At 39.1% G+C, this 15501-nt stretch carries 15 protein-coding genes; 14 read left to right on the top strand and 1 reads right to left on the bottom strand.

The genetic code is table 11. The annotated features are described in order from the left end of the window. Window positions 1-199 precede the first annotated feature (199 nt). From EGM47_RS11295 to EGM47_RS11240, 13 genes are all read left to right on the top strand, one after another. Window positions 200-1072 carry a glycosyltransferase family 2 protein gene (locus EGM47_RS11295; RefSeq protein ID WP_124980930.1) on the top strand — a complete coding sequence of 291 codons (873 nt, stop codon included), beginning with the start codon at window positions 200-202 and terminating at the stop codon, window positions 1070-1072. Further along, the gene (locus EGM47_RS11290) at window positions 1065-1985 is read left to right on the top strand and encodes a glycosyltransferase family 2 protein (protein ID WP_124980929.1); all 921 of its coding nucleotides are present in this window, start codon (window positions 1065-1067) and stop codon (window positions 1983-1985) included. Before EGM47_RS11295 ends, EGM47_RS11290 begins: the two co-directional genes overlap by 8 nt. After that, window positions 1982-2938, top strand: coding sequence for a glycosyltransferase family 2 protein (locus tag EGM47_RS11285; RefSeq protein WP_124980928.1), 957 nt, complete (start codon window positions 1982-1984; stop codon window positions 2936-2938). Before EGM47_RS11290 ends, EGM47_RS11285 begins: the two co-directional genes overlap by 4 nt. Before the next feature lie 25 nt (window positions 2939-2963). Further along, on the top strand, window positions 2964-3893 hold the full coding sequence (locus tag EGM47_RS11280; protein WP_124980927.1) for an NAD-dependent epimerase/dehydratase family protein: 930 nt from the start codon (window positions 2964-2966) through the stop codon (window positions 3891-3893). Further along, the gene (locus tag EGM47_RS11275; RefSeq protein WP_124980926.1) at window positions 3890-4930 is read left to right on the top strand and encodes a glycosyltransferase; all 1041 of its coding nucleotides are present in this window, start codon (window positions 3890-3892) and stop codon (window positions 4928-4930) included. Before EGM47_RS11280 ends, EGM47_RS11275 begins: the two co-directional genes overlap by 4 nt. A 74-nt stretch (window positions 4931-5004) precedes the next feature. Then, window positions 5005-6150 carry a glycosyltransferase family 4 protein gene (locus tag EGM47_RS11270; RefSeq protein WP_124980925.1) on the top strand — a complete coding sequence of 382 codons (1146 nt, stop codon included), beginning with the start codon at window positions 5005-5007 and terminating at the stop codon, window positions 6148-6150. Window position 6151: 1 nt separating this feature from the next. Beyond that, complete coding sequence (locus EGM47_RS11265; RefSeq protein WP_124980924.1) at window positions 6152-7297, top strand: glycosyltransferase; 1146 nt, start codon at window positions 6152-6154, stop codon at window positions 7295-7297. After that, complete coding sequence (locus EGM47_RS11260; protein WP_124980923.1) at window positions 7294-8172, top strand: glycosyltransferase family 2 protein; 879 nt, start codon at window positions 7294-7296, stop codon at window positions 8170-8172. The genes EGM47_RS11265 and EGM47_RS11260 overlap by 4 nt, the downstream gene beginning before the upstream one ends. A gap of 1 nt (window position 8173) precedes the next feature. Further along, on the top strand, window positions 8174-9613 hold the full coding sequence (locus tag EGM47_RS11255) for an MBOAT family O-acyltransferase (protein WP_124980922.1): 1440 nt from the start codon (window positions 8174-8176) through the stop codon (window positions 9611-9613). Continuing rightward, complete coding sequence (locus tag EGM47_RS11250) at window positions 9613-10509, top strand: hypothetical protein (RefSeq protein ID WP_124980921.1); 897 nt, start codon at window positions 9613-9615, stop codon at window positions 10507-10509. The genes EGM47_RS11255 and EGM47_RS11250 overlap by 1 nt, the downstream gene beginning before the upstream one ends. 1025 nt (window positions 10510-11534) lie before the next feature. Further along, window positions 11535-11708, top strand: a complete 174-nt coding sequence (locus EGM47_RS16335; RefSeq protein WP_164510865.1) for a hypothetical protein — start codon at window positions 11535-11537, stop codon at window positions 11706-11708. 51 nt (window positions 11709-11759) lie between these two features. Beyond that, window positions 11760-12920, top strand: coding sequence for an acylneuraminate cytidylyltransferase (locus EGM47_RS11245; protein ID WP_124980920.1), 1161 nt, complete (start codon window positions 11760-11762; stop codon window positions 12918-12920). A gap of 178 nt (window positions 12921-13098) precedes the next feature. Next, the gene (locus EGM47_RS11240; protein WP_124980919.1) at window positions 13099-13974 is read left to right on the top strand and encodes an N-acetylneuraminate synthase family protein; all 876 of its coding nucleotides are present in this window, start codon (window positions 13099-13101) and stop codon (window positions 13972-13974) included. 23 nt (window positions 13975-13997) lie between these two features. On the opposite strand, the gene EGM47_RS11235 is transcribed toward EGM47_RS11240, so the two are convergent. Beyond that, complete coding sequence (locus tag EGM47_RS11235) at window positions 13998-14474, bottom strand: hypothetical protein (protein ID WP_124980918.1); 477 nt, start codon at window positions 14472-14474, stop codon at window positions 13998-14000. Between the two features lie 108 nt (window positions 14475-14582). Here EGM47_RS11235 and EGM47_RS11230 point away from each other — a divergent pair, with 108 nt between their 5' ends. Beyond that, window positions 14583-14909: a GIY-YIG nuclease family protein gene (locus EGM47_RS11230; protein WP_124980917.1), complete on the top strand. Its 327-nt coding sequence runs from the start codon at window positions 14583-14585 to the stop codon at window positions 14907-14909. Window positions 14910-15501: the final 592 nt, after the last annotated feature.

Raw genomic sequence — 15501 nt, 5'->3', positions numbered from 1 at the left:
AATGCAATGACTTGGATTGATATTAGGATATTCGCTTAATAATCAACCACTAATTGAACAGTATAGATCTAGATTGGATAATAATTATAGCGATCAATTCCCATATACGTTATATCAATCATTAAAATGGTATAAATGTCAAATCCTTACCTTTCCGCACATGTAAAAGCTTCTCTTTAAAAGAAACTATCAAATAAAAATGAACTCACCCCTAGTATCTATTTGTATTCCTACCTATAACGGTGAAAAATACCTACAGGAAGCCCTGGACTCAGTGCGTGAGCAAACCTATAAAAATATTGAACTTGTAATCAGTGATGATGCCAGCACAGATCGTACCTTGGAAATCGTTGAAGCATTCAGAAAAAACAATCCGATTCCCACCCGTATTTTACATCATCAACCTGCTGGTATTGGGGCCAACTGGAACAATTGTATCGCTTTCGCGAAAGGTGACTATATCAAATTCTTATTTCAAGACGATGTGCTCATGCCAAACTGTGTATCTGCAATGTTAGCTATTCTTGAAGCTTCGCCTGAAGTGGCTTTGGTGAGTTCAAAACGCGAATTCATCGTAGAATCTGGTCCAACTACTTCAATAAATGAATGGATCAAAAAATTTAAAAACCTTCAAGCAGAATTTCAATCCGATAAGGATGTGGACCTGATTGATCATACCATGATGTCGCAACCATGGTTCCTAAGCCCATTGAAAAATAAAATTGGCGAACCTAGTTGTACAATGTTCCGAACTGAAATCATTCGGCAAACAGGTTTGTTTGATGAACATCTAAAACAGATTTTAGACTATGTGTTTTACTATCGGATCCTTAAATTTGCCAAAATAGCGATCATCAATCGTTCCTTGGTAAAATTTAGACTGCATCTAGAACAAGCGACCAGTGTAAATAGTAAAACTCAGATCATGGACTATCAGCACTATAATAGGATTTTGTATAAAGAGTTTTTTCCTTACCTGCATGCAGATATCCAATTGAAGTTGAAAAATAAATTCGGTTTAAGCGCCAGAATAATGAGAAAGCTTAAACGCTATTTGGGTAGGCATGACTAAAACATTTATCATTATCGTAACCTATAATGGCATGCGCTGGCTGGAGAAGTGTCTAGCATCCATACCCGCTCAATATCCAGTGATTATTGTGGACAATGCGTCAACAGATGATACGGTTCAGTTTATTACTGACCATTACCCCCAACACAGGCTGTTTGCTCAATCCCAAAACCTGGGTTTTGGAAAGGCCAATAATCTTGGTTTGACCCATGCACTGCAAGAAGGAGCCGAATCTTGTTTTCTTTTAAACCAAGATGCCTACTTGAGAACGGATACCATTGAAAAACTACAAATCTGTTATGAAAATCATCCAGAATTTTCGCTCTTGAGCCCGATCCATTTTGATGGCACTGATCGCAAGCTGGATCGATTATTCAGTTATTATCTGCAGTATGATCACAATCCTGATTTCTATTCAGATGCGATTAATCAAGAATTAAAACAGGTTTATGAAATAGCTTTTGTCAATGCAGCTGGATGGTTTTTGCCAAAGAAAACATTGCAAACCATCGGCGGATTTGATCCTGTTTTTTTCCACTATGGTGAGGATGAAAATTATTGTCATCGCCTAAAGTATCATGGGCTCAAAATTGGTGTCGTTCCTTCAGCAGCAATGATTCACGATAGAGCAAAAAGAAAAATGGAGGATATTAAGCGGTATTCCATTAAGGATGTGGACAAAAGGATGTTGAAAATCAAACATTATGTGGCCAATCCAAACGTCCCCAACAATGAAGTCATTCTTAGAAAAAAAATTAAAGAATTCAAGCGCAAGAGCGTTAAAAACATTTTAAAAGGAAATTTTGATGCTTATACATACTATAGATCGCTTACCAAGAATTTGTCTAATGAATTGGATCAGATCGTTCAGCACGTTGAGTTAAATAAGACCACAGGACCTCATTATTTATGAATAAATTGGTTTCAATCATTATACCTGTTTACAACCGAGGTCACTTAATTGGCGAGACTTTAGCATCCATCTTAAAGCAAAGTTATACCCATTGGGAATGTATTATAGTAGATGACCATAGCTCAGACAACACCGTGGATGTGGTTGAATCTTATGTAAAAAAAGACGACCGTATTCATTTGTACAAGCGTGATCAAGAAAGACCCAAGGGTGCAAATGCTTGCCGAAATATAGGATTTGAAAAGTCCACTGGGATTTATATCAACTTTTTTGACAGTGATGATTTAATGCATCCGGATAAGTTGCTGCTACAAGTCCAACATCTCAATCATCATGCATACGATTTTAATGTTTGTCAGACCCTAGTTTTTGAAGGCAAATTTGATGGTAATGGTACACCCAGGTCAATCAACTTACATTCTGATGATCCTTTTAATGACTACGTTTCACATCGTATAAAGTGGCTGACTCAGGCTCCATTGATCAAAAAGGAGGTTCTCATCAATCACAAGATTCTCTTTGATGAGCACCTTCATCAATCCCAAGAATTGGATATGTTTGGTAGATTGTTAGCCCAGACCACCAATTATGGTGTCGTTGATCAGGCATTGGTTTTCTTTAGAAAACACGACCAAAGCATTTCCCATGGTCCAGCATCTGCAACAAAATTAGCATCAAGTTTTCGCGTACGTTATCAATTTGTCACTGGATACCCAACCTTGACCACACCTGCAGCTCGCCGGATATTGATAAAAGAATTGATCGGACTGTTTGTCACCGCCTTGAAACAACCAGCCTGGCGTAAATCACAGATGAACAGAGAAATGTATGCGCAATTGCGCCATTTAATGCCTGAAAAAAAGCAATTGTGGTTGTTGAAACTCATTTATTTTTCTTTCCAATTCACAGGGAAAGGAGAAGTTTTTAAAGGTCTTCTGCTCAAATCCATATAAACTATATTTGCTTTTTTAATCCCTCATGAAAAAAAATATTCTAATCACTGGTGTAGCGGGCAATGTAGGAAGTGCACTAGCCAATTATCTTTTACAGCAAGGTTACAAGGTTACAGGACTGGATAATCTTAGCACAGGTGATGTCAATAAATTACCAAAACACAGTGATTTTTCCTTTGTAAAGTTAGACGTCAACGACCTGCAGGCCTTATCTCAGGTCATGTTGTCAAAATCCTATGATTTTGTATTTCACTATGCAGCGGTAGTGGGCGTGCAACGTACATTAGATAACCCTATCAATGTACTCAATGATATTCAAGGTATCAAGAATATTCTTGAGCTTTCTAAAAATACAGGGGTCAAAAAAGTAGCCTTCAGCTCCAGCAGCGAAGTTTACGGTGAACCTGTAAGTCTTCCCCAAATTGAAGATGTAACTCCCTTGAATTCTAAACTTCCGTACGCAGTGGTAAAAAATGTGGGAGAGGCCTATTTCAGGTCCTATTTTCAAGAGTATGGATTGTCTTATGTTATTTTTAGATTCTTCAATACCTATGGTCCGCACCAAAGTGAAGATTTTGTCATCCCTAAATTGTTGGCACAAGCGGTCAATCATCAGGATATCACGATTTACGGAGATGGTCAACAAACCCGTACGTTCTGTTATATAGATGATAATATTGAGGCATCATGTCGTATTTTCTTTGATGATCAATATGCAAACGATGTCTATAATATAGGTAGTGATACCATTTACACGGTCAAAGAGCTTGCAGAAACTATATTGTCAATCACCAATAGCAATTCCAAAATTGTGCACCTACCAGCGCTTAAAGAAGGTGATATGACTAGAAGGCAACCTGATATTTCAAAAATGAAGGCAGTGCTTGATCGTAGTCTTGTCCCGCTAAATGAGGGTATCGAGAAATTATTAGCACATTATAAGCATCAGCAATGAGGAGTGGCGTCAATCCAGTAAAAGGAGGAAAGCCTGTAATAAAGGCGCCTTGCGACCATAGGGTGGTAATTCCTTTGTTCATTCCACATGAGAATGATTATTTTAAGGATGCATATAAGATTTTTGAGCTCTGTTTAGGCTCGCTTCTCAAAACCTCGACTTCTGCTCTTAAGATATCCATCATTAGTAACAATTGTAGTCCGGTGATCAATGAAAGACTCATTAAACTCTACGAGCAGAAAGAGATTGATGAATTGATCATTGAACGTGAAGGTATTGGGAAAATCAATAGTGTTTTAAAAGCCATACGCACGGCAGAAGAACGTTTGATTACCATAACGGATGCCGATGTACTTTTCTTAAATAACTGGGAGCAGGAAGTGGTTCGCGTTTTTAAGGCATTTCCTAGAGCTGGTGCCGTTTGTCCAGTTCCCGTTTACAGAAAGCAGTTTGACTTGACTCACAATATTTGGAAAGATTACTTGTTTTCAAACAAGTTGAAGTTTTCTGAAGTAAAAGATAAAGATGCGCTAGAAAACTTTGCTAAAAGTATTGGCTGGAAATACCTTCCAGAAGAATTTGGAGATAGTATTGCTACATTAGAATCTAAGAATGGCCTCAAAGCTGTAGTGGGCTGTTCCCATTTTGTAGCTACTTATAAAAGAGAGGTTTTTGAAGCCCTTCCCGAAAGAAATTCTCCTTACTTGATTGATGGCGATAGTGAATACCTGTATTTAGATAAGCCTGTTATTTTATCAAACGGCTATCGATTATCAACCTATTCCAATAATGCTTACCACTTGGGTAATGTTCACGAAGAATGGATGAGTGATGCATTTGAACAACTAGATGCTGTTTCGTCTCAATTCAACGATTATAGTTCACTTGATCGATTAGAAAAAAACGCTTTTAAATATTGGTTGGACTTCACTTTGTTCAAGAAGTTATTTAAAACTAAAAAATTTCTCAGATGGGTGTTGAAAAAGAAAGGGCTGAACGATCAACAAATTTATAATTACTTAGACAGGGTATATTAAGCGACATTTTATCCATTCGTTAAGCGATTATAAAAAGGTAACTTTACTTATATCTAAGAGCTGATCTTTTTCTCATGAGCAAGATTTTAATATTGGGGCCCATTTCAGAATTTGGAGGTAGAGAAAGTATGACAAGATTCTTGTATCAGATATTTGATGATCTGTACAAGGTTTCTATTTTCTCTACAACAGTGGTTTCTGATCAGTCTATCGCATTTGAGAAGGTTCCTGCGCAAAATTTTACGTCAATCGGTAAAGAGATAACCAAGCGCTATCCTTTGATATCCTTGACGGGCTATCTTGTTAAAAAATACCACTCTAGAAAACCCCCTCATTATTTTTTTCTAAAAAACGGTTTGACCCGTTCTTTAGTAGATTTTGATAAGATTTATCGTAAGATCATTATCGATATTACCAAAGACTTCGACCTGCTGTTTTATAGTGGCGAAATATGTGATAAATGGATTTCATTACTAAGCGCCCAAACTTCTTCTAAAAAGCAATTGTTTATTAGAGTCACTGGGATGGTAAAGGTTAAGCAGATCTCAAAAACGCTCTCAAAAGACATTCATTTTATTGTACATTCACCTGAGAATTTTGATGCCCTACGCACGCAAGGCTTTGAAAAAGTAACCTACATTGAGCAATCCACCAGATTAGAGCAACAATTATTAAATCTTCCTTTACAGCACAAAGATCCTCCTGTATATGGTTATGTTGGTAGATTGAGTTCTGAGAAGGGAATCTTAGAACTTCTTGAAGCGGCTTACCAATTAAAACTACCACTGAAAATCGCTGGAGATGGGCCTTTAATAGACCAAGTGAAAGCATTTGTATCCAAATATGATCAATTTGAGTACAAGGGAAATTTAGATGACGACGGGCTGGTGCAATTTTACCAGGAAACAGATGTCAATATTATAAGTTCATTTCATGAGGGTGGACCAATCGTTGGAGTAGAGATGATGGCAGCTGGTAATCTAATTATTAGCACTAAGGTAGGTGCTATGGAAAAAAGGCTGTCAAATACTAAAAACCAGTTTTTTTTAGAGCATCAGGCACTTAAAGAGAGCTTGAAAAATAACGTCCAAAAAATCAATGAACTGAGTTCAAAAGAACATACAGCACTAAAGCAAGAATTGCGAAACACATATTTGGAAAATTCGTCTATCGCATCAGTCAGGAGAGCGTTTCTGGAGACCATTAAAAATAACTCTTAATTTGAAAATCTTAGCTCTTTCCATACCCAATCATCATTTCTTTCAATGGATCAATCAATTGGAGACAAGTGGCCATGAGGTCTTTTGGATGGATATAACAGATGCTGGAGTGAGTCCTAAAATCCCTTGGGTACATCAAATATCTGGATGGCGGCTGAAATCAGATTTTCCAGGTAGGACCAGACTAAAGAGTGCTTTGCCAGCGGTCTATAATATAATTCAAAAGTTTAATGAGCGCCCTGTGATAGGGCAACTTCAGAAGATCATCGAACAGATTCAGCCAGATTGTATTCATTGCTTTGAAATGAAGCTGACAGGTGTTCCTTTTCAGAAATTATGGGATAACACTCAAATACCTATTATTTATTCTTCTTGGGGAAGTGATTTATTTGATTATCAAAATTTAGGATTAAGTCGAGCTCAAGTTAAGGCGTTTCTTTATAGCGTCGCTTATTTGATTACAGATTGCCAACGAGATTATCAAATTGCGAGGCAATTGGGATACCCAGGTAAATTTTTGGGCGTATTGCCTGGTAATGGAGGTATAGATTACCCCAGTGAATTTATTCAACCTCTGTCCAAACGCAAACATATCATCGTTAAAGGATATGATGATGGTGTAGGCCAAGCACTCCATGTCGTTAAGGCAATTGAGGCAAGTGATATGCTGCAAAATGGCAAGTTTGAATATGTTATATACAGTGCAGATCAAAATGTTATTGATTATTGCAATCATTCCAAGACACTTCAATCCATGCCTATTCAAATCATCAGGCGCGGTGATTTTTTAGAAAATAAAGCCTTATTGAAGATCATGGGTACCTCATTACTCCATGTTGCAGTCAGTACCAGCGACGGTATGCCTAATTCACTTCTCGAGGCCATGGGGATGGGCGCGTTTCCCATACAGAGCAACCCTGGTGGCGCTACACAAGAGGTGATTGAAAATGGGGTGAATGGGTTGATCATAGAAAACCCCATGGATGTTAACGAAATCCGCCGCGCCATGGAAAGCGTCATTGAAAATCACGATGTATTGCAGCGTGCTATGGAAAAAAATGTTGCTTTTATGGCGCTTCAATACGAACGTACTACTTTGCGCCCTGTCATTCAATCCTTATATCAAACCCTGTCAAACTCATCATGACCTTTTCTTTTCTCATCGTCACTAGAAATCGGCCCAATGATTTGGAGGTCACTCTTAAACGTTTGCATGATATAATGAATCTCGATACTGATGAGGTTATGGTTTTTATAGACGGCTGTAATGCGACCAAGGCTTTAATTTCTAAGTACACTTGGGTCCAGTGGCATTCATCAGACAAACAATTGGGGGCATCACCCGCACGTCATCAACTCTATCCTTTGGCTACAAAAGATATTTTAATCGGTTTGGATGATGATGCTCACCCCTTAGAAACTAATTTTTTAGATCAAGTAAATACACGCTTTCGCGAAAGCGAGCACATCGGGATCATTGCCTTTCAAGAAATTACCGGCATATTCGAAAATGATTCCAAAGCCTTATCTCAAGCTAAAAAGGGTGTAGAGTTTAAGACCAATGAATTCGTCGGCTGTGGTTTTGCCATGCGGAGATCGGTTTATGAGCAAATTGTTGGTTTCCCTACATGGATGGACATTTATGGAGAAGAAAGTGCAGTGGCTATACAAGTTTTAGACAAAAACTATGATATTGTTTACTCATATGATATAAAGGTCAATCACAGAAAAGATAGTCAAGGTAGGAGAGCTTCTGGAGCCAATTATTTTAGGTTTGAGAAGCAACTGGTCAATACCTTGGGATTCTATCTCATTTATTACCCAAAGCCAACGCGTAAGATATTAAAAACCATATGGCATAACGGAAAGAAATACGCCTTTAAAAATCCGACCTACTTTTCAAAGTACTGCAAGGCTATTTTAACATTATTGATCCAATTACCGAATTATTTGCAACGAAGAGATCCAGTAGATCCTAGCACAATTCAAAAGCGTAACGCACTTCAAAATCTGACCTACTAGCATGCTGTTTAACTCGCTTGACTTTGCCATTTTTTTGCCTGTAGTTTTTCTACTGTACTGGTTTGTATTTGCTAAAAATCTAAGAGGTCAAAATCTATTAATAGTTGTTGCAAGTTATATTTTTTATGGCTGGTGGGACTGGCGATTCTTGGGGTTGATTATATTCAGTTCAGCCTGTGACTATTCTATAGGCTTTCTGTTGGGGCAGAAGAGAGCTCAATCTCAAAGAAAGTTACTGTTGGCCATAAGCCTTATACTCAATCTAGGCCTCTTAGGTTTCTTTAAGTACTTCAATTTTTTTATTGACAATTTTGCCAGTGCTTTTTCTTTTTTTGGAAATCCGATAGCCTCCAATTCGCTGGATATCATTTTACCTGTAGGAATCAGTTTTTATACCTTCCAAACCTTAAGCTACACCATCGATGTTTATAGAGGAAAGTTAGAGCCAACCAAGAACCTTATTTCGTTCTTCGCCTTTGTGAGCTTTTTTCCTCAATTGGTGGCTGGACCCATAGAACGCGCTTCGCACTTGGTGCCTCAATTTTTTGCGGAACGCAGGTTTGAATATCATTTGGCGGTTAATGGGTGTCGGCAAATTTTGTGGGGACTGGTTAAGAAAGTTGTGATTGCAGATCAATGTGCAATTTATGCCAATTCAATTTTTAATAATTCTTCAGATTATTCTGGAAGTACTTTAGTCATGGGTGCGCTTTTTTTTACCTTTCAGATCTATGGAGATTTTTCTGGATATTCTGATATCGCTATAGGTACTTCAAGATTATTTGGTTTTGATTTGCAACAAAACTTTGCCACTCCTTATTTTTCTAGAGATATTGCAGAGTTTTGGCGCAGGTGGCATATTTCCCTATCTACATGGTTCAGAGACTATTTGTATATTCCTTTAGGAGGAAGTAGAGGAGGCCGCTGGATGCAGGTCCGTAATACTTTTATCATTTTTGTGGTTAGTGGTTTTTGGCATGGTGCTAATTGGACCTTTATTTTCTGGGGCTTTTTAAATGCTATTTACTTCCTTCCGCTATTGTTGGCTGGCCGGAACAGACGTCATATTGATGTGGTTGCAGATCAGAAAATTTTACCCAATTTTAGGGAAGCAATAAATATGTTGGTTACCTTTTCCTTGACGGTTTTTGCTTGGATATTTTTTAGAGCCGAGAATCTCAAACACGCATTCTCTTACATTCAGGGTATATTTACTATGGATTTGATTAAAATGCCTGGGGTTAGGCCTTCGGACCTATTGTTGATGGTCGCATTATTTTTAATAGTTGAATGGGCGGGAAGAAGGCAAAGATTTGCGTTAGAGTCATTTTTGATTAAAAAGCCAAAAGCCGTAAGGTGGGCCTTTTATTTATCATTAGCATTACTCATACTTATTTACAGTAATGAGGCGCCTCAAGAATTTATTTACTTTCAGTTTTGATGAAGAAATTTTTACAAGCTTGTTTGGTTTTTGGTCTACTGCTGTTTGTTGTGGATAAGGGCTTGTATTTTTTTATCGAACATGCTCCAAAAAAAGAATATGATAAAAGGTTAGAGCTTATCTTAAATGGAGAGATGAACAAAGACATCATCATATTGGGTTCGTCAAGAGGTGCAAACAATATTGCTGCCGAACAGTTGGAAAAACAAACCGGTTTAAGCACTTATAATCTTTCCTACCGCGGGTCTAATGTGATTTTTCATGAGTTCATTTTAAAAACCTTATTAAAATATAACAAGAAGCCTGAAAAGCTCTTGCTGGTAATTGATTATGAGAATCAATTTTTAAGCAACCATTCTCTACATTTCCGGTACGACCGGCTTTTTCCCTTAAAAAATTATTCTTACATCAATCAAAAATTGATAGCATCAGATAAAAAAAATGTGTTATCACCATATTTGTTTGCTTTAAAAATAGATAGAGCAGATTTCAATCTAAAGCCAAATCGGGTTTATCCTATTAATTTGATGACTTCTCATGGTTCAAAATTATTGCCGCCCAAGCCGAATGACGATTTAAAATACATTGCATCCACCTCTGCTTATGATATCAATAAGGAAGATGAAGAAAAATTAGCATCATTACATTCTATAGAGCGTATATGTAAAGAAAACAATATCCAATTATATTACGTGTTTACGCCTATATATAAGGCCTACAATACTGATTTTGTAAACAGGTTTAAAAATTTAAAGTCTAAAAGAGCCTCCATCATTTTTTATGATACTTTAAATACTGAATACCGCAGCAGTGACTTGTTTAGAGATGAGGCGCATATGTTTTCGAAAGGAGCTCAGATTTTTACTTCAGAAATTGCGGAGCAGATAGACCGTTAATAATGTGTGTCTATAGTTTAGATCATATACCAATAGGTATATCTTGGTTGGAAGTTCAGATAGCATATCCTCAACCATAAACAGTGATGCCCGAGCCTTAAGAATAAAATGCTGTAGTATTTTAATTATTCTATTTCGGAATATATTGTTTTCAACACACAACCTTATTTTTAGTTAACCCATTTAATTCTCAAACAATTTATCTTCTCTATGTTTAGCGCCTAAAAAGTTTTTAGGTTTGTTACTTGCATTAATCATTGAACAAACCAATGAAAAAATTTGGGTATCTTATCTCAAATTTAATTTTGGTGGGAATTTTCGTCTCATTGTCACTAGATATTTGTTATTCAACCATACCCATATTTAAAAAATTAGATAAGAATGGCTAAATGGGGGTTTGGGATGGTATCTATACACCCAAAATCAAGGCCGACTTGGCGATATATGGTTCCTCTAGAGCTTGGGTCCATGTGAAACCAACAATTATAGACGCTGTACTCAGAACGCATTGCTACAATCTTGGTATCGAGGGTTACCCTTTCAATAGGCAATATTTTAGGCATAAGGAATATTTTGAACACAATTCAAAACCAAGATCAATCATACTAATGGTAGACTGGCATAGTTTAGCTCTAAGAGAAGATTTGTACAATCCTAACCAGTTTTTACCAAATATGTTATGAAATCCCAAGGCCATCAAACACTTGTCTAAAGTTGAGTCTGTTGATCCCATGGACCTTTGGGTGCCATTTTACCGCTACACAGGTCAAGGAAATCCGTATCGAATGCTATTGCAGAAAGAAGATACTATCAGGCCACTTAATAGAAACCGTGGATTTAAAGAGATGGAAAAAGATTGGACCTAAAGAAAAATTGAACCCTTTAGAATTCAGGTCAACGACCAAGTCAAGTCAATGCTAAATGAGTTTCTTTATGAAATGCAGTCAGAAAATATCGAGGTTATTTTAGTGGTGGCCCCGTATTTTATAGAGGGATAAAAAATGGTAGTGAATAAACTAGAGCACATGGATATTATTGAGAGTTTTGCCTCTCAATATGAACTAGCGCTACTCGATTACAGCAGGTCAGGTGTAAGTTCGGACCAGTCCTTATTCTATAACAATATGCACCTTAATGCTGAAGGGGCAAATAAGTTCAGCTTAAAGTTAGCTCAGGATATATATTTGTTGAATCGATAACTTTTGATACATTAAAGTTATTTTTGAGATATATATTTTAAACATCTTCAGATGAAATCCATAGGCTTTATACCATTAAGAGCTGGCTCCAAAGGAATACCGGGAAAGAATAAAAAGAAATTACTGGGTAGACCCTTGTTTTGCTGGGCGCTAAGCGCTGCTATTGCCTCAACATTGGAAGATGTCTATATATACACTGACGATGAAGACATTTTGGCCTTCGTGAAAAAAGAATACCACTGGACCACAAAAGTACACGCCGTAAAAAGATTGGCATCTAACGCTACCGATACGGCCAGTACAGAATCGGCAATGGCCGACTTCATTAGAGATGAGGATCCAGATTTTGAAGTCTTTTGTTTGTTACAAGCTACTTCTCCTTTTACTACTTCCAAGGACATCAATCTATGTCTACAACAACTGCAGGAAGGTAAGGACAGTGCCATGACAGTGGTAAAAACCCATAGATTTACTTGGAATGCCGATGGTACCCCACAAAATTACGACTTGTATAAACGCCCAAGACGCCAAGACTTTGAAGGATTACTTTTAGAAAACGGAGCGGTTTACTTGACTTTGAAAGAGAAATGGTTTGAGTCTAAAAATCGCGTGTCTGGAGATATTGGTTTGGTACATATGCCTGAAGACAGCCTCACCGAAATCGATAGCCTGACCGATTGGAGTATTGTAGAACAACTACTGGCCGAGCGCTTAAAGTGGAAAAAAGGCAATGCTCCTATTTCTCATCTGATCTTGGACGTGGATGGTGTATTCACGGATGGCTGTGTTTATTTTGGTGCGGATGGCGAACTCATGAAGAAATTTGATATGCGGGATGGAATGGGGTTGGAAATCCTGCGTCAGCAAAACATTAAGGTGATGGTCATGACCTCAGAGGATTCACCCATCGTTGCCAGTCGCATGAAAAAATTAAAGATCGACGATGTGTTTATGGGGGTCAAAGATAAGTTCAGCTTATTGTCTCGTATCGCTCATGATCGCCAGTTGAGTTTCTCTTCCATGGCGTATATCGGAGACGATGTGAATGATTTGGCCAATATCTGTGCCGTCGGTTGGTCTTTTACACCAGCCAACGCCACAGCCGCAGTCAAGAATCACGCTGATGTAATTCTACAACATGAAAGTGCTGCAGGTGCCATACGCGAGGCCTGCGGATTCATAGAAAGGTATAACCAACGATTCCGTGAGTAGAATTTGAGGTTGTGGGGCGCGGTAAAGTATTGAATTTAGCAATATTAGTGTCATCAACGTTTCTATCAGATAGAAAATAAGGCTATACACCTAGGGTCAGATAAAAAGCTTTTCTGATCGGCAAGGAGTAATAGTATTAATCAGTTTTACGTAACTTGCACAGCTTTAGAAGATGTTTATGAAGACTTATCACGCCCCCTATGTGATCGCCGAAATAGGATGTAACCACAAGGGCGATATGGAAATCGCCAAGGAATTAATCAAAGTAGCTGCCATTTTTTGCAAGGCTGATGCGGTTAAATTTCAGAAAAGAAATAATAAAGAATTATTGACTGAGGAGCAGTACAATGCACCACACCCTAATCCGGTCAATAGCTACGGGGATACTTATGGTGCCCATCGCGAATTCCTGGAGTTTGATGTTGAACAACATCGAGAGTTAAAAGAATACTGCGAGGAGATGGATATCACTTATTCTACCAGTGTTTGGGATACGACTAGCGCCCAGGAAATTGCTTCTTTGGAACCAGAGTTTATCAAGATCCCTAGTGCCTGTAACAACCACTATGAGATGCTGGGTTGGCTTTGTGAGCATTATCAGGGCGAAATTCACTGTTCCACGGGTATGACCACCAAAGAAGAGATCGAGGAATTGGTGCAATTTTTTGAGAAGCATGGGCGCGGTAAGGATTTAGTAGTATATAACTGTACCAGCGGCTATCCAGTGCCGTTTGAAGATATATGCCTGTTGGACATCACCACCTTGAATGAAAAATACAAGGACAGGGTGAAACACATCGGCTTTTCTGGACATCACCTGGGGATCGCGGCTGATGTAGCCGCATACACCTTGGGAGCTCCTATCATCGAGCGTCATTATACCCTTGATCGCACTTGGAAAGGGACGGATCATAGTGCTTCACTAGAACCCAATGGTTTGCGTAAACTCTCCCGAGACTTGCGTGCAGTGCATAAAGCCCTGACTTTTAAATCCCAAGATATTCTTCCAATCGAGCAAGTACAACGCGATAAGTTGAAATACAGAAAGGCTTAAATTCAACCGACCGGTAGTACAATTCAAAATGTAGAATTACACCCATTGTCAGCCTGAACTCCTTTGTCAGCATGACACCCTTTGTCAGCCAGAGCTCCTTTGGTCAGCCTAAGCTCCATTGTCAGCCTGAGCCCGTCGAAGGCGAGTATCAGCGGAACCAGCTTGTAAGATTTCAAACCCTGCTTCGACGAGCTCAGCATGACACCTATTGTCAGCCTGAGCTCCATTGTCAGCCTGAGCCCGTCGAAGGCGAGTAACGAAGGAACAGGCTTGTGAGGTTTCAACCCTGCTTCGACGAGCTCAGCATGACACCCTTTGTCAGCCAGAGCTCCCTTTGTCAGCCTGAGCCCGTCGAAGGCGAGTAACAGAGGAACAGGCTTGTGAGATTTCAAACCCTGCTTCGACAGGCTCAGCATGACAACTCTTGTCAGCCTGAAATCCATTGTCAGCCTGAGCCCGTCGAAGGCGAGTATCAGAGGAACAGGCTTGTATGATTTCAACCCAACTTCGACAAGTTCCGTTTAAAGAGATCAATAAAAGGTGAAATGCTACTAGACAAATCTGTTGTACTCAAACTTCACTAACTTTCATCAAAATTCTTTTGTAAAATGAAGGCTTATTGTGTATACATTCTAAAATGCAGCGATGGTAGTTTTTACACTGGAATCACTTCAAACTTGGATGCTAGGGTAGCCATACATAATACAGGTAAGAATAAAGGTTTTACATCCTCACGACTACCCGTGGAACTCGTATGGTACAAAGAATTTCTGGATGATCCTGATCAAGCTATTATCTGGGAAAAAAGAATAAAAGGCTGGTCTAGACGTAAAAAGCAAGCTTTAATTGACGGAGATTGGGAAAAGCTGTCCTTGTATTCAAGGAATTATACAAAGTACGGGAACAGAATAAATAAAAAGGATCAAGATACTTAAAGCTGGTAACTAGAGGATACCAACCCAACTTCGACGAGCTCAGCATGACAGCTTTTGTCATCCAGAGCTCCATTGTCAGCCTGAGCCCGTCGAAGGCGAGTAACAGAGGAACAGGCTTGTGGGATCTGAACCCTGCTTCGACGAGCTCAGCATGACACCCTTTGGTCAGCCTAAGCTCCATTTTCAGCCTGAGCCCGTCGAAGGCGAGTAACAGAGGAACAGGCTTGTGAGATTTCAAACCCTGCTTCGACAGGCTCAGCATGACAACTCTTGTCAGCCTGAGCTCCCTTTGTCAGCCAGAGCCCGTCGAAGGCGAGTAACAGAGGAACAGGCTTGTGAGGTTTCAAACCCTGCTTCGACGAGCTCAGCATGACAGCTTTTGTCAGCCTGAACTCCATTGTCAGCCTGAGCCCGTCGAAGGCGAGTATCTGAGGAACAGGCTTGTGAGGTTTCAAACCCTGCTTCGACGAGCTCAACATGACAGCTTTTGTCATCCAGAGCTCCATTGTCAGTCTGAACTCCATTGTCAGCCTGAGCCCGTCGAAGGCGAGTAACAGCGGAACAGGCTTGTGAGATTTGTAGCCAGCTTCGA

The sequence above is a fragment of the Nonlabens xiamenensis genome (assembly GCF_003865345.1).
GTDB lineage: Bacteria > Bacteroidota > Bacteroidia > Flavobacteriales > Flavobacteriaceae > Nonlabens > Nonlabens xiamenensis.
This window is presented reverse-complemented; position numbering and strand designations above follow the sequence as displayed.